General features: G+C 54.8%; 13 protein-coding genes, 4 tRNA genes and 3 rRNA genes. 2 read left to right on the top strand and 18 right to left on the bottom strand.

What is annotated here, in order from left to right; all coding sequences use genetic code 11:
* Positions 1 to 5: 5 nt before the first annotated feature.
* The 6 genes from ilvD to WN53_RS06805 form a co-directional block, all read right to left on the bottom strand.
* A complete protein-coding gene (ilvD, locus tag WN53_RS06785; protein ID WP_024482840.1) occupies positions 6 to 1,856 on the bottom strand; it encodes a dihydroxy-acid dehydratase in 1,851 nt (616 codons plus the stop codon).
* A gap of 74 nt (positions 1,857 to 1,930) precedes the next feature.
* Complete coding sequence (ilvE, locus tag WN53_RS06790) at positions 1,931 to 2,857, bottom strand: branched-chain-amino-acid transaminase (RefSeq protein WP_024482841.1); 927 nt, start codon at positions 2,855 to 2,857, stop codon at positions 1,931 to 1,933.
* A 21-nt stretch (positions 2,858 to 2,878) separates the two neighbouring features.
* A complete protein-coding gene (gene ilvM / locus WN53_RS06795; protein ID WP_024482842.1) occupies positions 2,879 to 3,136 on the bottom strand; it encodes an acetolactate synthase 2 small subunit in 258 nt (85 codons plus the stop codon).
* Positions 3,133 to 4,779 carry an acetolactate synthase 2 catalytic subunit gene (gene ilvG / locus WN53_RS06800; RefSeq protein ID WP_024482843.1) on the bottom strand — a complete coding sequence of 549 codons (1,647 nt, stop codon included), beginning with the start codon at positions 4,777 to 4,779 and terminating at the stop codon, positions 3,133 to 3,135. Before ilvG ends, ilvM begins: the two co-directional genes overlap by 4 nt.
* A 141-nt stretch (positions 4,780 to 4,920) precedes the next feature.
* Positions 4,921 to 5,019, bottom strand: coding sequence for an ilv operon leader peptide (ilvL, locus tag WN53_RS27110; protein WP_071681478.1), 99 nt, complete (start codon positions 5,017 to 5,019; stop codon positions 4,921 to 4,923).
* 133 nt (positions 5,020 to 5,152) lie between these two features.
* Positions 5,153 to 6,385, bottom strand: a complete 1,233-nt coding sequence (locus WN53_RS06805) for an MFS transporter (RefSeq protein WP_024482844.1) — start codon at positions 6,383 to 6,385, stop codon at positions 5,153 to 5,155.
* A 342-nt stretch (positions 6,386 to 6,727) separates the two neighbouring features.
* On the opposite strand from WN53_RS06805, the gene WN53_RS06810 reads away from it, so the two are divergent.
* Complete coding sequence (locus WN53_RS06810; protein ID WP_046808033.1) at positions 6,728 to 8,251, top strand: YifB family Mg chelatase-like AAA ATPase; 1,524 nt, start codon at positions 6,728 to 6,730, stop codon at positions 8,249 to 8,251.
* A 28-nt stretch (positions 8,252 to 8,279) separates the two neighbouring features.
* On the opposite strand, the gene WN53_RS06815 is transcribed toward WN53_RS06810, so the two are convergent.
* Positions 8,280 to 8,618, bottom strand: a complete 339-nt coding sequence (locus WN53_RS06815) for a MaoP family protein (protein ID WP_021181829.1) — start codon at positions 8,616 to 8,618, stop codon at positions 8,280 to 8,282.
* Between the two features lie 119 nt (positions 8,619 to 8,737).
* Here WN53_RS06815 and hdfR point away from each other — a divergent pair, with 119 nt between their 5' ends.
* Entirely contained in the window at positions 8,738 to 9,565 is an 828-nt protein-coding gene (gene hdfR, locus WN53_RS06820; RefSeq protein ID WP_024482845.1) for an HTH-type transcriptional regulator HdfR, read from the top strand.
* A gap of 4 nt (positions 9,566 to 9,569) precedes the next feature.
* Here the strand turns inward: hdfR and yjfF are convergent, their stop codons facing one another.
* From yjfF to WN53_RS06875, 11 genes are all read right to left on the bottom strand, one after another.
* On the bottom strand, positions 9,570 to 10,562 hold the full coding sequence (gene yjfF / locus WN53_RS06825) for a galactofuranose ABC transporter, permease protein YjfF (protein ID WP_024482846.1): 993 nt from the start codon (positions 10,560 to 10,562) through the stop codon (positions 9,570 to 9,572).
* Positions 10,559 to 11,560: a galactofuranose ABC transporter, ATP-binding protein YtfT gene (gene ytfT, locus WN53_RS06830; RefSeq protein ID WP_037411225.1), complete on the bottom strand. Its 1,002-nt coding sequence runs from the start codon at positions 11,558 to 11,560 to the stop codon at positions 10,559 to 10,561. Before ytfT ends, yjfF begins: the two co-directional genes overlap by 4 nt.
* A 17-nt stretch (positions 11,561 to 11,577) precedes the next feature.
* Positions 11,578 to 13,092, bottom strand: coding sequence for a galactofuranose ABC transporter, ATP-binding protein YtfR (gene ytfR / locus WN53_RS06835; RefSeq protein ID WP_024482848.1), 1,515 nt, complete (start codon positions 13,090 to 13,092; stop codon positions 11,578 to 11,580).
* A gap of 22 nt (positions 13,093 to 13,114) precedes the next feature.
* Positions 13,115 to 14,071 carry a galactofuranose ABC transporter, galactofuranose-binding protein YtfQ gene (ytfQ, locus tag WN53_RS06840; protein ID WP_024482849.1) on the bottom strand — a complete coding sequence of 319 codons (957 nt, stop codon included), beginning with the start codon at positions 14,069 to 14,071 and terminating at the stop codon, positions 13,115 to 13,117.
* A gap of 297 nt (positions 14,072 to 14,368) precedes the next feature.
* A tRNA-Trp gene (locus WN53_RS06845) sits at positions 14,369 to 14,444 on the bottom strand.
* Between the two features lie 53 nt (positions 14,445 to 14,497).
* Positions 14,498 to 14,574 (bottom strand) — tRNA-Asp (locus tag WN53_RS06850).
* Between the two features lie 94 nt (positions 14,575 to 14,668).
* Positions 14,669 to 14,784 (bottom strand): 5S ribosomal RNA (gene rrf, locus WN53_RS06855).
* Positions 14,785 to 14,892: 108 nt separating this feature from the next.
* Positions 14,893 to 17,800: ribosomal RNA gene (locus WN53_RS06860) — 23S ribosomal RNA — on the bottom strand.
* 219 nt (positions 17,801 to 18,019) lie between these two features.
* A tRNA-Ala gene (locus WN53_RS06865) sits at positions 18,020 to 18,095 on the bottom strand.
* 155 nt (positions 18,096 to 18,250) lie between these two features.
* Positions 18,251 to 18,327 (bottom strand) — tRNA-Ile (locus tag WN53_RS06870).
* Between the two features lie 75 nt (positions 18,328 to 18,402).
* Positions 18,403 to 19,943 (bottom strand): 16S ribosomal RNA (locus WN53_RS06875).
* The 16S, 23S and 5S rRNA genes sit together here with 4 tRNA genes alongside, the layout of an rRNA operon.
* Positions 19,944 to 20,024: the final 81 nt, after the last annotated feature.

A 20,024-nucleotide genomic window follows, 5' to 3' on the forward strand; every position in this document is an offset into this window, starting at 1 on the left:
GGTGGTTAGCCTCCCAGCTTGCTCTTGTCCCGCACTGCGCCTTTATCGGCACTGGTGGCCAGCGTAGCGTAAGCACGTAACGCATAAGACACCACACGCTCACGCGCTTTCGGTGTCCAGGCCGCATCACCGCGTGCCAGTTCCGCCTCACGGCGTGCTGCCAGTACGCTCTCCGGCACATCCAGCACCATGCTGCGTTTCGGGATATCGATATCGATCATGTCACCTTCTTCCACCAGCGCAATCAGGCCGCCGCTGGCCGCTTCCGGCGAAACGTGACCAATGGATAAACCGGAAGTGCCGCCAGAGAAGCGACCATCGGTGATCAGCGCACAGGCTTTGCCCAGCCCCATCGATTTCAGATAGGTGGTTGGGTAGAGCATTTCCTGCATGCCTGGCCCGCCTTTTGGCCCTTCGTAGCGGATCACCACTACGTCGCCTGCCACCACTTTACCGCCCAGGATCGCCTCAACGGCTGAGTCCTGGCTCTCATAAACTTTGGCTGGCCCACGGAAGGTCAGGTTGTCTTTATCCACGCCAGCGGTTTTAACGATGCTGCCGTCTTCAGCCATGTTGCCATACAGCACTGCCAGGCCCCCTTCCAGACTGAAGGCGTTTTCCAAGGAGCGGATACAGCCATCGGCACGATCGTTGTCCAGAGTGTCCCAACGGCAGTCCTGTGAGAATGCCTGGGTGGTACGGATACCTGCCGGGCCTGCGCGGAACATTTTCTTCACGGCCTCATCCTGGGTGAGCATGATGTCGTACTTTTCCAGGGTCTCTGGCAGCTTCATCCCCAGGATGTTATCCACATCGCGGTTCATCAGCCCGGCGCGATCCAGCTCGCCAAGAATGGCCAGCACACCACCGGCACGGTGCACGTCTTCCATGTGGTATTTCTGAGTGCTTGGCGCCACCTTGCACAGGTGTGGCACTTTGCGGGACAGGCGATCGATATCCGCCATGGCGAAGTCGATCTCGCCTTCCTGTGCCGCAGCCAACAGGTGCAGCACGGTATTGGTGGAGCCGCCCATCGCAATGTCCAGCGTCATGGCGTTTTCGAACGCGGCCTTGTTGGCGATGCTGCGTGGCAGTGCGCTCTCATCGTCCTGCTCGTAGTAACGCTTGGTCAGTTCAACGATGCGCTTACCGGCGTTCAGGAACAGGTCCTTACGATCGGCGTGGGTCGCCAGCAGCGAGCCGTTGCCCGGCTGAGACAGGCCCAACGCTTCGGTGAGGCAGTTCATGGAGTTGGCGGTAAACATCCCGGAGCACGAGCCGCAGGTTGGGCAAGCGGAACGCTCGATCTGCGCGCTGTCGGCGTCGCTGACGTTCGGGTTGGCACCCTGGATCATCGCATCGATCAGGTCCAGCTTGATGATTTTGTCGGAAAGCTTGGTTTTGCCGGCTTCCATCGGGCCGCCGGAAACGAAGATCACCGGAATATTCAGGCGCAATGACGCCATCAGCATCCCTGGGGTGATCTTGTCGCAGTTGGAGATACACACCATCGCATCGGCGCAGTGGGCATTCACCATATACTCCACCGAGTCGGCGATCAGCTCGCGCGACGGCAGAGAATAGAGCATGCCGCCGTGGCCCATGGCGATCCCATCATCCACCGCAATGGTGTTGAACTCTTTGGCAACGCCGCCAGAGGCTTCGATCTGTTCTGCAACCAGCTTGCCCAAGTCGCGCAGGTGCACATGGCCCGGCACAAACTGGGTGAAGGAGTTGACCACCGCAATAATCGGTTTGCCGAAATCGTCGTCGGTCATCCCGGTCGCGCGCCATAATGCGCGGGCACCCGCCATGTTGCGGCCGTGGGTGGTGGTGGCGGAACGGTACTTAGGCATGCTCTTCACTCCAAAAATTGTCATATTACGGACGGCGAACGAACCGCCCGTTTAGTCTTGTCTGTCGTTGTTATTTACGGATTAACCGGATCGAGCCAGCCATACTTGTCTTCGGTTTTGCCGCTGAACAGGCCAAAGAACGCCTGCTGGATCTGCTTGGTAATTGGACCGCACTTGCCGATCCCAACCTGAATACCATCCACGCTGCGCACCGGCGTGATTTCCGCCGCAGTGCCGGACATAAACACTTCGTCCGCCAGATACAGAGACTCACGGGAAAGCACTTGCTCGCGCACTTCGAAGCCCATGTCTTTTGCCAGCTTGATGATCGCGTCACGCGTGATACCAGGCAGGGCAGAAGAGGTGAACGGTGGAGTAAACAGCACGCCGTCTTTCACTTCAAACAGGTTCTCGCCTGCGCCTTCAGAGATATAGCCGTGAACGTCCAGCGCGATACCTTCCTGATAGCCGTGGCGGCGTGCTTCGCTGCCCACCAGCAGTGAGGAAAGGTAGTTGCCCCCGGCTTTAGCCGCGGTAGGAATGGTGTTTGGTGCCACACGGTGCCAGGAAGAGACCATCGCATCGATACCTTGGTCCAGCGCTTCTTCACCCAGATACGCGCCCCAAGGAAACGCCGCGATAATCACGTCAGTTTTATAGCCTGCCGGTGGGTTAACGCCCATGCCAACATCACCAACAAACACCAAAGGACGAATATACGCGCTGACCAGATTGTTTTTACGCAGCGTAGCACGGCAGGCTTCCATCAGCTCATCGACGCTTTGCGTTACCGGCATGCGGTAAATTTTGGCCGAGTCATGCAGACGCTGCATATGTTCACGGTGGCGGAATACCACCGGGCCTTTATGGGAGTCATAGCAACGAACTCCTTCAAATACCGACGTTCCGTAGTGCAGCGCATGCGACATTACGTGAACCTTGGCATCGGCCCAGGGAACCATCTCACCATTGAACCAGATATAATCGGCTTTCTTCGTCATTGTGTTATTCCTTCTGCGCCATCAGGCGCTGATTTGTTGTGATGATTGTTGCTGGATCTCAACGCTGGAGACATCCATCAGTTTGCTTAACTGAGATGACAGTAAATCCACAGGGCGCTGGCTGGCAACGGTCAATTCAATATTTATATCGTCGCTATTGCTGCCCGAAGCCATATTCATAGCACAGACCTGGAAGCCACGGTGGCGGACAACGCGCAATACGCGCTCTAACATTTCAGGGCGGAAGCGGGCCTGGATCGAGAGTTGATGCTGCATCATGATACTTTCTCCAACATGGTTTCGTTGCCTGCGCCCGGCGGCACCAGCGGCCAGACGTTCTCGAGTTCATCAATGGAAACCTGCAGCAGATAAGGCCCTTCGCTGTTCAGCAAGGTATCGAGCGCGTCTGCGACCTGGTCTTTGCGGGTAATACGTTGGCCGGGGATGCCGAAGGCGCTGGCCAATATCAGGAAATCGGGGTTATCGGAGAGGTTGGTTTCGCTGTAACGGCCATCAAAGAACAGTTGCTGCCACTGGCGAACCATCCCTAAACGCTGGTTATCCAGTAACACGATCTTCAGCGGTAACTGTTTGCGTTTGATGGTGCCCAGCTCCTGCACGTTCATCATGAAGGAACCATCCCCGGACACGCAGATCACCATGTCCTCCGGACGTGCCATCTGCGCACCTACCGCTGCGGGGATACCGAAGCCCATCGTCCCCAACCCGCTAGAGGTGATGAAGTTCTCTGGGCGTTCAAAGCTCATGTGCTGCGCGGTCCACATCTGGTGCTGGCCCACGTCGGTGGTCACCACGGTATTGGCCGGTTTGCGTTCAGACAGTTGCTTGAGCAGTAACGGAGCATAGATCGGTTGGCCCGGATGGTCGTAACGCCAAGGGTGGGTTTCTTTCAGCTCCGCCACTCGTTGCAGCCAGGGGGCGATCTGCATTGGCTGTTGCAGAGCTGGCAGCAACGTCTTCAGATCCCCTTGCAGGGCCACATGCGCCTGACGCAGCTTGCTCATTTCCGCCGGATCGATATCCATGTGGATCACCTTGGCGTGCGGCGCAAAGGCGTTCAGCTTGCCGGTCACCCGGTCGTCAAAACGCGCGCCCACGGCTATCAATAAATCACACTCCTGCACGGCGAAGTTGGCAGCTTTGGTGCCATGCATTCCCAACATGCCGAGATAATACGGATGGTTGGCATCCGGCGCGCCCAGGCCTTTCAAGGTCGCCACGGTTGGGATTTGCGTCAGCTCGACAAATTCCCGTAATGCCGGGACTGCCTGCGCCATCCCCACGCCACCGCCCACATACAGCATCGGCTTCTGCGCCTGTGCCAGCAGCTGCGTGGCCATAGCCAGCTCCGCCGTAGGATGTTCAAACTGGTCTTCTACCGGCATCAGATGAGGAGGCAAATCGCCCTGCGCCAGTTGGATGTCTTTCGGGATGTCGATCAGTACCGGGCCTGGGCGGCCGCTGGTGGCGATGGCAAAAGCCTCTGCCATGATCCCTGGCAGCGCTTCCAGCGACTCCACCAGGAAACTGTGTTTGGTACAGGCCAGAGACAGGCCCAGAACATCGATCTCCTGAAAAGCATCGGTACCGATAAGCGCAGAGCCTACCTGACCGGTGATCGCAACCACTGGCACCGAGTCCAGCAGCGCATCCGCCAACCCGGTGATCAGGTTGGTCGCGCCAGGGCCAGAGGTGGCGATACAGACGCCAACTTTGCCGCTGGAACGGGCATAGCCAATAGCCGCAATCGCCGCACCCTGCTCATGACGACACAGCAGATGTTCAACCCCGCCGTCATACAACGCATCGTAGACCGGCATGATCGCACCACCGGGATAGCCGAATACCTTGTCTACCCCCTGTGCACGCAACGCTTGAACTACCCACTGAGCACCATTCATGGTTATTTCCCCGCCTTGTTGCGGGAAGCGCAGGATTTTATTCTGTTGGTCATTCTCTGCTCCTTGTTCACATTTTCTTGGCATAAAAAAACCCCCGGACCTTTTGGGTGCGGGGGTTATCTTGCGATTCCGGCTTGTTTTCTAAGCCTTTCTTCGTCCAAGTGCAGCCCCGCACGGTGGGATAATAATCACCACCACGCTAATCACGACTAGGCTAATCACTTGGGCTAGGGCTTTCATAATCGGTTTGTTCACTGTGCTCGTTTCGAACTAATGCCTACAGAGTTACCATAGCAGCCGGTAACCTGACAACACTTTTTTTGCGTTATTATTCGGCGCTGTCGGGTCAAAGCGGCAACAAAGCGCATGAAATTCAAACGCTAACACCAGCACCGGGCGCTTTACTTTCTACCGCAATCGCTTTGCCGCGCGTATCCTTGCCAAAATACACCAACACCGCGATCACGATCGCCACCGTCCCGGCGATCATCGCCATTGCCAGGCCGTAGTTTTGCCCATGATGTTCCGCAATCGTGGCCTGCAAGGTCGCATTCACCGAAGCAATCAGGTTACCCAACTGGTAAACAAACCCCGGCAACACCGCGCGGGTATTCGCTGGTACCAGTTCGTTGAGGTAGGTTGGGATCACCCCCCACGCGCCCTGCACCATGAATTGCATCATGAACGCCCCCAGCCCCAGCATGAACGAACCGCTGGCGAAGGCCCACAGCGGGATCACCGGTAACGCCAATAGGGCAGCAATAATAATGGCTTTCTTACGGCCAATTCTTTCCGACAGGGCACCAAAGAAAATACCGCCGATAATGGACGCGATATTGTAGCTAATGGCGATGATACTGACGGTTTTAGGATCGAAACCGTGCTGAATTTTCAGGAAGGCCGGATACATATCCTGCGTGCCGTGAGAGAAGAAATTGAACGCCGCCATCAGCAGCACCAGATAGACACACAGCTTCCAATGGCTCTTCAGAACGGGCAGCAGAGCGGTGCTTTCTTTACGTGCCCGTGCCGCCAGCCACACCGGCGACTCTTCAACGCAGAAGTAGATAAACGGCAGCAACAGGATTGGCGCGGCCCCGATCACGAACATGCCACGCCAACCGACCACTTCAAACAGCAGGCCGTAGGCCACCGCTGCCAACAGATAGCCAAACGGATACCCCGCCTGGAAAATACCGGACATCAGGCCGCGCGAACGGTCTGGGATGCTTTCCATCGCCAGCGAAGAGGCCACACCCCAGATGCCGCCCATCGCCACGCCATAAAGCACACGCAGCAACAGGAAGACGGTCAAAGAAGGCGCGGCCGCCGACAGCAACTCAAATACCGAGAAAAACACGATATTCAACATCAGGATCGGTTTACGGCCATACTTTTCCGCCGCACGGCCAAAAATAAGCGCACCAATCGGGCGTACCGCCAACGTCAGCAGGATCGCCAGGGTGACTTCTTCCATCCCCACCTGAAAAGCCTGAGCAATATCGCTGAGCAAAAAGACCAGCACAAAGAAATCGAAAGCGTCGAGCGTCCAGCTTGAAAAGCTGGCAATTGCCGCATTGCGCTGCAGCGGAGTCCAACCAAACATAGTGTTATCCCTACCGTAGAGTACGAGGTCATCAGGTTTAGCGGCGGCCGCAGCGGGTGCGGTAGCGGTCGGGGCTTTGTTAAAGAAGTGATTTTTATTTTAACCAATTGTTAAATACACCCATTAGCCCTGCTGTTGCAACTTGGTTAGCCTGCTAATTTGTTGCAACCTTGTGGTAATTGTTAAGGGGTATTACAACGAAATGCGTACCGACTCGAGAAATAGCACTAACATGATGAAATGAATTACTTTTAATTTTGTAGCACTACGCAAGTTGACGATGAGCAGCGCGCGGCTATCGGGCTGTTCACGCATCATGTTGCCTTCAACGAGGAGAGCAATATGTCACTGGCGGTAATCTATACCCGTGCCACGATCGGCGTGCAGGCGCCTTCGGTCATGGTTGAAGTCCATATCAGCAACGGATTACCCGGCCTTACACTGGTCGGCCTGCCGGAAACCACGGTGAAAGAAGCCCGTGACCGGGTGCGCAGCGCACTGATCAACAACGGCTTCACCTTTCCGGCCAAACGCATCACCGTCAATCTGGCACCGGCCGATTTGCCTAAGGAAGGGGGGCGCTATGATTTACCCATTGCGCTGGCCATTCTGGCAGCCTCAGAGCAACTGCCAGCAGATAAGTTGGCGCACTATGAGTTCCTGGGTGAATTGGCGCTTTCTGGCGCATTGAGGGCTGTACACGGTGCAATTCCGGCGGCAATAGCGGCAGCCGAGGCCAAGCGTGAGCTGATCCTCGCAGCGGCCAACGGCAAAGAGGCAGGGTTGCTTCCCAACAGCACGACCCGAGTTGCGGAACATTTGCTGGAGGTTTGCGCTTTTTTGCAAGGTAAGGGGGATCTGCCGATCGCCGTAGCGCCTCCTGCGGCTGCCACGTCAACGGAAACTGCCGACCTGCAGGAAGTCATTGGCCAAGAGCAGGCAAAGCGAGCGTTGGAAATTGCCGCAGCCGGGGGCCATAACCTATTGCTGCTTGGCCCCCCGGGCACCGGAAAAACCATGCTGGCCAGCCGCCTCAACGGTTTGCTGCCACCGTTAAGCGATCGGGAGGCGCTGGAAAGCGTGGCCGTTGCCAGCTTATTGCATCACCCTGATGAAACCCTGCCATGGCGCCAGCGGCCGTTTCGCGCCCCGCACCACAGCGCTTCAATGGCTGCCCTGGTTGGGGGCGGCTCCTTGCCGCGGCCAGGGGAAATCTCCATGGCGCACAACGGCGTGCTGTTTCTGGATGAGTTACCCGAATTTGAACGGAGAGTGTTAGATGCGTTGCGTGAGCCACTGGAATCCGGTGAAATCGTCATCTCACGCGCCAGCGCCAAGGTACGCTTCCCTGCCAGGGTGCAGCTGATTGCGGCGATGAACCCCAGCCCAACCGGGCACTATCAGGGCATACACAACCGTACGCCACCGCAGCAAATCTTGCGCTACCTCGGCAGGCTTTCCGGCCCCTTCCTCGATCGATTTGATTTGTCGATTGAGGTGCCACTGCTGCCACCAGGCGTACTGGCCAAGCAGCACCATGCGGGGGAAAGCAGCCAACAGGTTCGTCAGCGGGTGCTGGTGGCGCGCGAACGGCAGCTGGCACGGGCTGGTAAGGTGAATGCGCTGTTGAGTAACCGCGAGGTGGATCGGGATTGCCATTTGCCTGCAGCGGAAGCGGAGTTTTTGGAGAAAACGCTGAGCCAACTGGGATTATCGGTTCGAGCCTGGCATCGCATCCTGAAAGTGGCACGCACGCTGGCCGATTTGACGGGGGAACAACAGATTGATAAACGCCATCTCAGCGAAGCGCTCAGCTATCGCAGTATGGATCGCCTGCTGCTGCAGCTACACCGCAGCCTGGAATAAAAAATGGGGCCGAATGGCCCCATGATGATCAATCGTCGCTTTCAGTGTAGTCTTCTACCGCATCAGCCTGCGGCTTGCCACCTGACAGCGTATGGAATTTTTTCGGGCGGCGGGTGCGCGCCAGATATTTAGACCATACTTTTTCTTGCTCGGTTACCGGTTCACGCTCACCGCGACACACTGCAACGAACAACTGCTCTTCTTCAGTGGCTGGCTGGCGTTTGCCGGCATCCAACTCGTTGAACGCATACCCGAAACGCTCTAGCAATTGCGCTTCTTTAATGGTGAAATCGCCGTGACGGGAGAACCCGCGAGGATAGTTTTTATTATCAAAAAAACGACTGTTGGTGGTGAAGCTATCCGCCATCTGACACGCTCCTAATTCTCTCATGGCCGTGCTGTTTATGGCGCGGAGTATTAGATAGGCTTGACATCGTGTAAAACAAAACATTTAAATCTTAACGATAAAAAACTTTGGAGATTGGTGTGGACACCGAATTACTGAAAACCTTTTTGGAGGTCAGTAGAACGCGACACTTTGGCCGCGCAGCGGAATCCCTGTACTTAACGCAGTCTGCGGTGAGTTTCCGTATCCGTCAGCTTGAAACTCAATTAGGGGCAAATTTATTCACCCGCCACCGCAACAACATCCGCCTGACACCGGCAGGAGAGCGGCTGTTGCCCTATGCCGAGAGCCTGATGAACACTTGGCAGTTAGCAAAGAAAGAGGTGGTGCGATCGCTACAGCACAGCGAACTTTCAATCGGTGCCACCGCGTCGCTATGGGAAGCTTACCTCACGCCCTGGCTGCAATCGCTCTACCAGCAGCGGGAGGCCTTGCAGCTAGAAGCCAGGGTGGCTCTGCGCCATTCTTTGGTGAAGCAGCTACATGAAAGACAGCTCGATTTGCTAATCACTACCGAACCGCCAAAAATGGATGAGCTGGCCAGCCAGCTGTTGGGTAACTTCTCGCTACGCCTGTTTTCCTCGTCGCTACACGATAAACCTGGCCCCATGCCTTACATCAAACTGGAATGGGGTGCCGATTTTCACCAACAGGAAGCCCGCATGCTTGAGGGCGACAGCATGCCGGTGCTGACCACCACTTCAGCACATCTGACGCGTCAATTGCTGGAAACGACCGGCGGTTGTGCATTTCTCCCCAGCCAGTGGGAAAAAGACTACCCTCAGTTGATCGCCGTTGCTGACGCCCAGCCGATCATCCGCCCGCTTTATGCCGTCTGGCTGCAAAACAGCGACCAGCAGCCGTTAATCCGCCAACTGCTGAAAATACCTTTAAATACCGCAACCTGAGCCGCTATGACGGCTTCAGGCGTGGATGGCGGGGTTTTGCCCGTCTGGTCTGCCAAAAGGCGCTCATCGCCTTCTGGAGGCCGATAAAGCAGAACAGCAGGATGCCGATGACGATTTTGGTCCACCAGGAGCTGAGCGAGCCATCAAAAGTGATGTAACTCTGGATTAGACCCTGGATAAGCACGCCAAACAAGGTACCCAAGATGGTGCCGACACCACCGGTCAGCAACGTTCCCCCAATGACGACCGCCGCAATGGCATCCAGTTCGACACCGCTGGCAGCCAGAGCGTAACCAGCGGAAGTGTATAGCGAGAAAATTATGCCGGAGAGGGCCGCCAGCGTGCTGGAAAGCATGTAAATCTGGATGGTGGTACGCCGTACCGGCACCCCCATCAGCCCAGCGGAGACCGGATTTCCCCCGATGGCATAGACGTTATGGCCAAAACGGGTACGATGTGCCAGGATCATGCCAATCACCACGACCAGCAGCATCACCAGCGCCAATAAGGTAAATCGGCCACCACCGGGGACTTTCCAGGCATAGTTTGCCAGCGTGGCATACAACGGGTGATCAATCGGCAAAGACTCTTCTGACACGATAAAACTCATGCCGCGCACGAAGAACATCCCCGCGAGCGTGATGATAAATGCAGGTAATTTCAGCACGTCAATGATCCACCCCATCAGCGCACCAAACGAGGCCCCCATCAGCAAGGCAATGACAAATGCATAACCTGGAGCAATACCATAAGTGCCAATCAGCTTGGCCAGCAGTACGCCGGTAAAGGCAATCACCGAACCCACCGAAAGATCGATACCCCCTGAAAGGATCACAAATGTCATACCCACGGCCACAATGCCGAGAAAGGCGTTGTCGGTCAGCAGATCGCACCAAACGCGGGTGGAAGCAAAACTGGGAAATTGGCTAAGGCAAAAGGCGTAGCCCAGTAGGAAAACTGCAATAGTGATCAATAGGGGAAGGTTACGTTTCATCATGATTTCCGTCTCCGCCACAGCCGTTGTAATGACACACTGGGGGATTGCACCAGCAACACGGCTAATACCACCACCGCTTTCAACACCAGGTTAAACTCCGGTTTATAGCCTGAAAGCAGAATTCCCGTATTCATACCCTGAATGATTAGCGCCCCCACCACCGAGAGCAGCAGATTAAAACGCCCGCCCAGCAGTGACCCACCGCCAATCACCACGGCCAGGATCGCATCCAGTTCGAGCCACAGGCCCGCATTGTTGGCATCCGCACCGCGGATATCCGCCGTGACGATAACCCCTGCCACCGCCGCGCACAGGCCGCAAATGATATACACCGCAATGATCACCCAGCGAGTACTGACGCCAGCATTACGTGCCGAGCGTAAATTGATACCGACCGCCTCAATAAACAGCCCCAAAGCGGTTTTGCGTGTCAGTAACCAAATCAGTAGCAGCATGATGGCCGCAATGATCACCGGCATCGGCAGATACATCAGCGAACCACTGCCGAGCTTGGCTAATCCTTCACTCTCAAAGGTGACGATTTGCCCTTCGGTAATCAACTGCGCGATACCGCGCCCAGCCACCATCAGCATCAAGGTGGCGACGATCGGCTGGATTTGCAGCACCGCAACCAAGAAACCGTTCCACAGGCCACACAGTGCCCCAACCGCTAATGCAGCCCCCAGGATGTAAGCTAATGGGTAGCCAGCGCTGGTCATGGTGGCAGCGGTCGCCCCGGCAATCGCCATCACCGCACCGACGGAGAGATCGATCCCACCGGTAGCGATCACTAACGTCATACCCAAGGCAAGCAGTGCAACAGGGGCACCACGGTTAAAAATATCAATCACGCTGCCGAACAGGCGGCCATCCTGAATATGGATTGAAAAGAAATGGGGGGCGACCAGGCTATCGATAAGCAAAATCACCGCCAGCGCCCCCAGCTGCGTCGCTCCGACGGGCATTACCCACCTTACTTTGCGCGGTCCACCGGTCATGGGAAAACTCCTGTGGTTCATGCTGCCCCCTGTTGCACGGCAATGGCCTGCATAATGGCGGGAACCGTAATGGCATCATGCTCAAGCTGCGCCACATGTTTTCTATCGCGTAATACCACGATGCGATCGGCATAACCTGCCAGCTCCTCCAGTTCGGAGGAGATCACCAGCAGCGCCAACCCTTCATCACAAAGCCGTTCAATCAGGCGGATAATTTCCGCATGAGCCCCTACGTCAATGCCACGCGTTGGCTCATCCAGGATCAGGAAACGGGGTTTAGTCGCCAGCCAGCGGGAAAGCAGCACCTTCTGCTGGTTACCGCCGGAAAGGTACTGGATTTGCTGCTCCGGCCCCGGTGTGCGGATCCCCAGCAGTTTGATGAAATCCTCCGCAATTCGGGTTTGCTCGCGTAGCGGGAGAGGCCGTAACCAGCCACGTTGCGCCTGCAATGCCAGAATGATGTTTTCCCTTACCGTGGCAGCGCCGACAATACCGTCGGTCTTACGATCTTCTGGGCAATAACCAAATCCCAGGCTAGCCGCTTTACGGGGCGTAGGGATCGCCACCGTTTTGCCTTCAACCTTCGCTGTACCTTTATCCCGAGCCTTAATGCCGAAGATCAGTTGTGCCGTCTCGGTACGTCCCGATCCCAATAAACCAGCCAGGCCGACTATTTCCCCAGGCCGGATCGCCAGATCGAAGGGCTCAACCATGCCGCGTCGGCCATAGCCGCTAAACTCTACTAACGGCGGGGCCTGCACGGCCTGATGTTCGCTGCGTTTGAGCAGCGTCTCATCAAAACTGTGGCCAAGCATCATCTGCACCAATTCGAGCCGTGGTAGCTCGGCGGTGACACGGGTCCCGACCAACTTGCCGTTACGCAACACCGTAATACGATCGCTGATGCGGTAAACCTGCTCGAGAAAATGGGTGACGAAGATCATCCCCATTCCCTGTGATCGCAGTTGGCTGAGAATATCCAGCAGCATGGTGACTTCCTTGGCATCCAGGCTCGCGGTGGGCTCATCCAGGATCAGCACCTTGGCGGAGAGATCGACGGCGCGAGCAATCGCGACAATTTGCTGAATGGCGATAGAGTAGTTGCCCAGCGGCTGGCTGACATCCAGCGGTAAGCCATAGCCTTCCAGCAGCTTACGGGCATTACGCAACATGGTTTTTTGATCGATCAGGCCAAAGCGGGTTGGTTCGCGGCCGATAAACAGATTGGCGGCCACCGAGATATTAGGCAGCAGGTTAACTTCCTGATAGACGGTGCCAATCCCCAACGATTGCGCCTGGGCCGTATTCTGTGGCGCAATCGCGGTGCCTTCTAGCCAGATCTCACCGGCGGAGCGTTGGTAAACACCGGTCAATGCCTTAATCAGCGTGGACTTGCCCGCGCCGTTTTCCCCAAGAAGCGCCACCACCTCACCGCGTTGTAGTGTGAAATCAACCTGCTCCAGCGCTTTTACACCTGGAAACTCCACGGATAACCCGTTTATCACCAATAATGCTGCCTGAGGTGTGGCCATTATCTGCTCCGCCTGTTAACGATCAATATCCCATGCTTTTCTTCATATCGTATTCCTGTCTGGCAGTTTCAGGCTGCAGCAGTTTCGACTCGGTCTGGATAAATTTTTGTGGCTGCGTGCCGTTTTTCTTCAATGCAATCAAGGCATCAAACGCAGGACCTGCCATATTTGGCGTCAGTTCAACCGTGGCGTTGGCTTCCCCTTCCATCATCGCTTTAAAGATATCCGGCACGCCGTCGATGGAAACAACCTTGATCTGTGAGCCCGGTTTGAGACCGGCTTCTTTGATCGCCTGGATGGCACCAATGGCCATATCGTCGTTATGTGCATAGACGGCGCAGATGTTCTTGCCGTTCTGCTCAGCCTTGATAAAGCTTTCCATCACCTCTTTACCCTTGCTGCGAGTAAAGTCGCCAGACTGCGAGCGGATGATTTTGACGTTGTCGGCAGAGGCAATACCGTCCGCAAAGCCTTTCTTACGGTTAATGGCTACGCTGGACCCGACGGTGCCTTGCAGTTCCACCACGTTACAGGGCTTGCCCGCAACGGCTTTCACTAGCCATTCGCCTGCAACTTTCCCTTCATGGACGCTGTCAGAGGCGACTGCAGCGGTATACAGCGAGGGATCGTTCACTTCGATCATGCGATCCAGCAGGAAGACCGGAATTTTTGCTTCTTTCGCTTCCTGCAATACCGGAGTCCAACCGGTGGCCACCACCGGCGCAATAAAGATGGCGTCAACACCCTGAGCAATAAAGGATCTCACCGCCTTGATCTGGTTTTCCTGCTTTTGCTGTGCATCGGCGATTTTCAGCGTAATACCCCGTTTTTCCGCCTCCTGTTTCGCCACTTTGGTTTCTGCCGAACGCCATCCTGATTCAGAACCAATCTGAGAAAAGCCGACAACCAAGGGGGCAGCCTGCGCCGCTCCCATCAACACACCGCTTACGGCGGCCGCTAACAGTAAACGCTTAACCATGTTTTTCTCCTCGCTCTGCCTGAATCGGTCAGACAGAGATGGCTGTGGGTGTATTCGCTTTCATCGAGTGTGCCCAAAAAACTCGTGGGGCTTATAAGGTGTAGTTGAAATACAGGGAGGAATGATGAGCGATATCACAGCGCGGGATTACAACCATTTTGTGCATAGATACAGCTAGAAATGTCTAAATTGGGAACGATTTCGGCGGGAATTTTGTACGTGTTAGCGGGAGGACTGGCAATTCTGGGCGAGTAGAAAGCAAAAAAAACCCTTCGCTTTCGCAAAGGGTTTCTAATATGGCAGGGGCGGAGAGACTCGAACTCGCGACACCCGGTTTTGGAGACCGGTGCTCTACCAACTGAGCTACGCCCCTAAATTACGCTTAACATTATGCCTGCTAACAGTAGCAGGCATAATTTAAATAAGTGGCGGAACGGACGGGGCTCGAACCCGCGACCCCCTGCGTGACAGGCAGGTATTCTAACCAACTGAACTACCGCTCCACCGATTCTTTTACGTCGCATCTTTCGATGCTGGCAAAACCACCTGAGTGATTTCGCGCATTACCAGGTGTCATACTGATAACGTTTATTTGATGCCTGGCAGTGTCCTACTCTCGCATGGGGAGACCCCACACTACCATCGGCGCTACGGCGTTTCACTTCTGAGTTCGGCATGGGGTCAGGTGGGACCACCGCGCTATTGCCGCCAGGCAAATTCTGTTTCATTCCAACCGCTTCACTTTCGTGTCGCCATCGAAACCAATCTCGGAACTTCGCTGAAAATCTACTTCAATCTCTTCAAAACACCTTTGGTGTTGTAAGGTTAAGCCTCACGGATCATTAGTACTGGTTAGCTCAATGCATCGCTGCACTTACACACCCAGCCTATCAACGTCTTAGTCTTAAACGTTCCTTCAGGGACCTTAAAGGCCCAGGGAAGACTCATCTCGAGGCAAGTTTCGCGCTTAGATGCTTTCAGCGCTTATCTTTTCCGCACTTAGCTACCGGGCAGTGCCATTGGCATGACAACCCGAACACCAGTGGTGCGTTCACTCCGGTCCTCTCGTACTAGGAGCAACCCCTCTCAATCTTCCAACGCCCACGGCAGATAGGGACCGAACTGTCTCACGACGTTCTAAACCCAGCTCGCGTACCACTTTAAATGGCGAACAGCCATACCCTTGGGACCTACTTCAGCCCCAGGATGTGATGAGCCGACATCGAGGTGCCAAACACCGCCGTCGATATGAACTCTTGGGCGGTATCAGCCTGTTATCCCCGGAGTACCTTTTATCCGTTGAGCGATGGCCCTTCCATTCAGAACCACCGGATCACTAAGACCTACTTTCGTACCTGCTCGAGCCGTCACTCTCGCAGTCAAGCTAGCTTATGCCTTTGCACTAACCTCACGATGTCCGACCGTGATTAGCTAACCTTCGTGCTCCTCCGTTACTCTTTGGGAGGAGACCGCCCCAGTCAAACTACCCACCAGACACTGTCCTCACCCCGGATTACGGGGCCGAGTTAGAACATCAAACATTAAAGGGTGGTATTTCAAGGTTGGCTCCATGCAGACTGGCGTCCACACTTCAAAGCCTCCCACCTATCCTACACATCAAGGCTCAATGTTCAGTGTCAAGCTATAGTAAAGGTTCACGGGGTCTTTCCGTCTTGCCGCGGGTACACTGCATCTTCACAGCGAGTTCAATTTCACTGAGTCTCGGGTGGAGACAGCCTGGCCATCATTACGCCATTCGTGCAGGTCGGAACTTACCCGACAAGGAATTTCGCTACCTTAGGACCGTTATAGTTACGGCCGCCGTTTACTGGGGCTTCGATCAAGAGCTTCGCCTTGCGGCTGACCCCATCAATTAACCTTCCAGCACCGGGCAGGCGTCACACCGTATACGTCCACTTTCGTGTTTGCACAGTGCTGTGTTTTTATTAAACAGTTGCAGCCAGCTGGTATCTGCGACTGGCTTCAGCTCCGAGAGCAAGTCTCTTCACCTACGCGCCAGCGTGCCTTCTCCCGAAGTTACGGCACCATTTTGCCTAGTTCCTTCACCCGAGTTCTCTCAAGCGCCTTGGTATTCTCTACCTGACCACCTGTGTCGGTTTGGGGTACGATTTGATGTTACCTGATGCTTAGAGGCTTTTCCTGGAAGCAGGGCATCAACTACTTCTGCACCGTAGTGCATCGTCATCACGCCTCAGGGTTGATAGCGTTCCGGATTTACCAGGAACACCCCCCTACACGCTTAAACCGGGACAACCGTCGCCCGGCTAGCCTAGCCTTCTCCGTCCCCCCTTCGCAGTAACACCGAGTACAGGAATATTAACCTGTTTCCCATCGACTACGCCTTTCGGCCTCGCCTTAGGGGTCGACTCACCCTGCCCCGATTAACGTTGGACAGGAACCCTTGGTCTTCCGGCGAGCGGGTTTTTCACCCGCTTTATCGTTACTTATGTCAGCATTCGCACTTCTGATACCTCCAGCAAACCTCACAGTTCACCTTCAACGGCTTACAGAACGCTCCCCTACCCAACAACGCCTAAGCGTCGCTGCCGCAGCTTCGGTGCATGGTTTAGCCCCGTTACATCTTCCGCGCAGGCCGACTCGACCAGTGAGCTATTACGCTTTCTTTAAATGATGGCTGCTTCTAAGCCAACATCCTGGCTGTCTATGCCTTCCCACATCGTTTCCCACTTAACCATGACTTTGGGACCTTAGCTGGCGGTCTGGGTTGTTTCCCTCTTCACGACGGACGTTAGCACCCGCCGTGTGTCTCCCGTGATAACATTCTTCGGTATTCGGAGTTTGCATCGGTTTGGTAAGCCGGGATGGCCCCCTAGCCGAAACAGTGCTCTACCCCCGAAGATGAGTTCACGAGGCGCTACCTAAATAGCTTTCGGGGAGAACCAGCTATCTCCCGGTTTGATTGGCCTTTCACCCCCAGCCACAAGTCATCCGCTAATTTTTCAACATTAGTCGGTTCGGTCCTCCAGTTAGTGTTACCCAACCTTCAACCTGCCCATGGCTAGATCACCGGGTTTCGGGTCTATACCTTGCAACTATTCGCCCAGTTAAGACTCGGTTTCCCTACGGCTCCCCTATACGGTTAACCTTGCTACAAAATATAAGTCGCTGACCCATTATACAAAAGGTACGCAGTCACACCACGAAGGTGCTCCCACTGCTTGTACGTACACGGTTTCAGGTTCTATTTCACTCCCCTCGCCGGGGTTCTTTTCGCCTTTCCCTCACGGTACTGGTTCACTATCGGTCAGTCAGGAGTATTTAGCCTTGGAGGATGGTCCCCCCATATTCAGACAGGATGTCACGTGTCCCGCCCTACTCATCGAACTCACAATTAATGCATTTTAGTGTACGGGGCTATCACCCTTTGCTGCGCGACTTTCCAGACGCTTCCACTAACACAAGAACTGATTCAGGTTCTGGGCTGTTCCCCGTTCGCTCGCCGCTACTAGGGGAATCTCGGTTGATTTCTTTTCCTCGGGGTACTTAGATGTTTCAGTTCCCCCGGTTCGCCTCGTATGGCTATGTATTCACCATACGATAGTGTGTCGAAACACACTGGGTTTCCCCATTCGGGTATTGCCGGTTATAACGGTTCATATCACCTTACCGACACTTTTCGCAGATTAGCACGCCCTTCATCGCCTCTGACTGCCTAGGCATCCACCGTGTACGCTTAGTCACTTAACCTCACAACCCGAAGGTGTTTCTGTAAACAGAGACACTGTCGTGCTGTTTATTTGAGAGACTCTATGACAGGTTAATCCTTACCCCAATACATCTACGGAGGGATAAGTTTCAGCTGTCATGTTTCAATTTTCAGCTTGTTCCAGATTGTTAAAGAGCAAAATACTTCGCAGCATACTGTTGCCAGTACACTCTGAAGTATTATCAAGGACCATATGGATATGGTGGAGCTAAGCGGGATCGAACCGCTGACCTCCTGCGTGCAAGGCAGGCGCTCTCCCAGCTGAGCTATAGCCCCATACAGTCACTTGCAGAAACCTTTATTTACCACTCGCGTGAATAACAGTCTTTCCTGTTGGAAACCCTGTTAATTCGTGCTTAGGCAAGGCATGCGGAAGGGAAGTTTACTTTTGGGTAAACGACCGCGCGCATAACGCAGCATAAGTGCGAATTTGGTAGGCCTGAGTGGACTTGAACCACCGACCTCACCCTTATCAGGGGTGCGCTCTAACCACCTGAGCTACAAGCCTATAAAGGTATTTCTGCTCGTTACTTTTTCATCAGACAATCTGTGTGGACACTGCACTCAACTGCATATCTTTAGGTAAGGAGGTGATCCAACCGCAGGTTCCCCTACGGTTACCTTGTTACGACTTCACCCCAGTCATGAATCACAAAGTGGTAAGCGCCCTCCCGAAGGTTAAGCTACCTACTTCTTTTGCAACCCACTCCCATGGTGTGACGGGCGGTGTGTACAAGGCCCGGGAACGTATTCACCGTAGCATTCTGATCTACGATTACTAGCGATTCCGACTTCACGGAGTCGAGTTGCAGACTCCGATCCGGACTACGACATACTTTATGAGGTCCGCTTGCTCTCGCGAGTTCGCTTCTCTTTGTATATGCCATTGTAGCACGTGTGTAGCCCTACTCGTAAGGGCCATGATGACTTGACGTCATCCCCACCTTCCTCCGGTTTATCACCGGCAGTCTCCTTTGAGTTCCCGCCATTACGCGCTGGCAACAAAGGATAAGGGTTGCGCTCGTTGCGGGACTTAACCCAACATTTCACAACACGAGCTGACGACAGCCATGCAGCACCTGTCTCACAGTTCCCGAAGGCACCAATCCATCTCTGGAAAGTTCTGTGGATGTCAAGAGTAGGTAAGGTTCTTCGCGTTGCATCGAATTAAACCACATGCTCCACCGCTTGTGCGGGCCCCCGTCAATTCATTTGAGTTTTAACCTTGCGGCCGTACTCCCCAGGCGGTCGACTTAACGCGTTAGCTCCGGAAGCCACGCCTCAAGGGCACAACCTCCAAGTCGACATCGTTTACAGCGTGGACTACCAGGGTATCTAATCCTGTTTGCTCCCCACGCTTTCGCACCTGAGCGTCAGTCTTTGTCCAGGGGGCCGCCTTCGCCACCGGTATTCCTCCAGATCTCTACGCATTTCACCGCTACACCTGGAATTCTACCCCCCTCTACAAGACTCTAGCTTGCCAGTTTCAAATGCAGTTCCCAAGTTAAGCTCGGGGATTTCACATCTGACTTAACAAACCGCCTGCGTGCGCTTTACGCCCAGTAATTCCGATTAACGCTTGCACCCTCCGTATTACCGCGGCTGCTGGCACGGAGTTAGCCGGTGCTTCTTCTGCGAGTAACGTCAATGAACGGTGCTATTAACACTGAACCCTTCCTCCTCGCTGAAAGTGCTTTACAACCCGAAGGCCTTCTTCACACACGCGGCATGGCTGCATCAGGCTTGCGCCCATTGTGCAATATTCCCCACTGCTGCCTCCCGTAGGAGTCTGGACCGTGTCTCAGTTCCAGTGTGGCTGGTCATCCTCTCAGACCAGCTAGGGATCGTCGCCTAGGTGAGCCATTACCTCACCTACTAGCTAATCCCATCTGGGCACATCCGATGGTGTGAGGCCCGAAGGTCCCCCACTTTGGTCCGAAGACGTTATGCGGTATTAGCTACCGTTTCCAGTAGTTATCCCCCTCCATCGGGCAGTTTCCCAGACATTACTCACCCGTCCGCCGCTCGTCACCCAGGAGCAAGCTCCTTGTGCTACCGCTCGACTTGCATGTGTTAGGCCTGCCGCCAGCGTTCAATCTGAGCCATGATCAAACTCTTCAATTAAAAGCTTGATTTGCTGCAACTCGTGCAGCGATGCTCGAAAATTAACTTTCGTAATAATTCATTCGCATGAATTACTGCTTG

Origin of the sequence: Serratia fonticola, assembly GCF_001006005.1 — a bacterium.
GTDB classification, from domain to species: domain Bacteria; phylum Pseudomonadota; class Gammaproteobacteria; order Enterobacterales; family Enterobacteriaceae; genus Chania; species Chania fonticola.

Coding starts and splice junctions, on each gene's coding strand:
- ilvD (WP_024482840.1), bottom strand. CDS start 1,856: ATGCCTAAGTACCGTTCCGCCACCACCACCCACGGCCGCAACATGGCG.
- ilvE (WP_024482841.1), bottom strand. CDS start 2,857: ATGACGAAGAAAGCCGATTATATCTGGTTCAATGGTGAGATGGTTCCC.
- ilvM (WP_024482842.1), bottom strand. CDS start 3,136: ATGATGCAGCATCAACTCTCGATCCAGGCCCGCTTCCGCCCTGAAATG.
- ilvG (WP_024482843.1), bottom strand. CDS start 4,779: ATGAATGGTGCTCAGTGGGTAGTTCAAGCGTTGCGTGCACAGGGGGTA.
- ilvL (WP_071681478.1), bottom strand. CDS start 5,019: ATGAAAGCCCTAGCCCAAGTGATTAGCCTAGTCGTGATTAGCGTGGTG.
- WN53_RS06805 (WP_024482844.1), bottom strand. CDS start 6,385: ATGTTTGGTTGGACTCCGCTGCAGCGCAATGCGGCAATTGCCAGCTTT.
- WN53_RS06810 (WP_046808033.1), top strand. CDS start 6,728: ATGTCACTGGCGGTAATCTATACCCGTGCCACGATCGGCGTGCAGGCG.
- WN53_RS06815 (WP_021181829.1), bottom strand. CDS start 8,618: ATGGCGGATAGCTTCACCACCAACAGTCGTTTTTTTGATAATAAAAAC.
- yjfF (WP_024482846.1), bottom strand. CDS start 10,562: ATGATGAAACGTAACCTTCCCCTATTGATCACTATTGCAGTTTTCCTA.
- ytfT (WP_037411225.1), bottom strand. CDS start 11,560: ATGACCGGTGGACCGCGCAAAGTAAGGTGGGTAATGCCCGTCGGAGCG.
- ytfR (WP_024482848.1), bottom strand. CDS start 13,092: ATGGCCACACCTCAGGCAGCATTATTGGTGATAAACGGGTTATCCGTG.
- ytfQ (WP_024482849.1), bottom strand. CDS start 14,071: ATGGTTAAGCGTTTACTGTTAGCGGCCGCCGTAAGCGGTGTGTTGATG.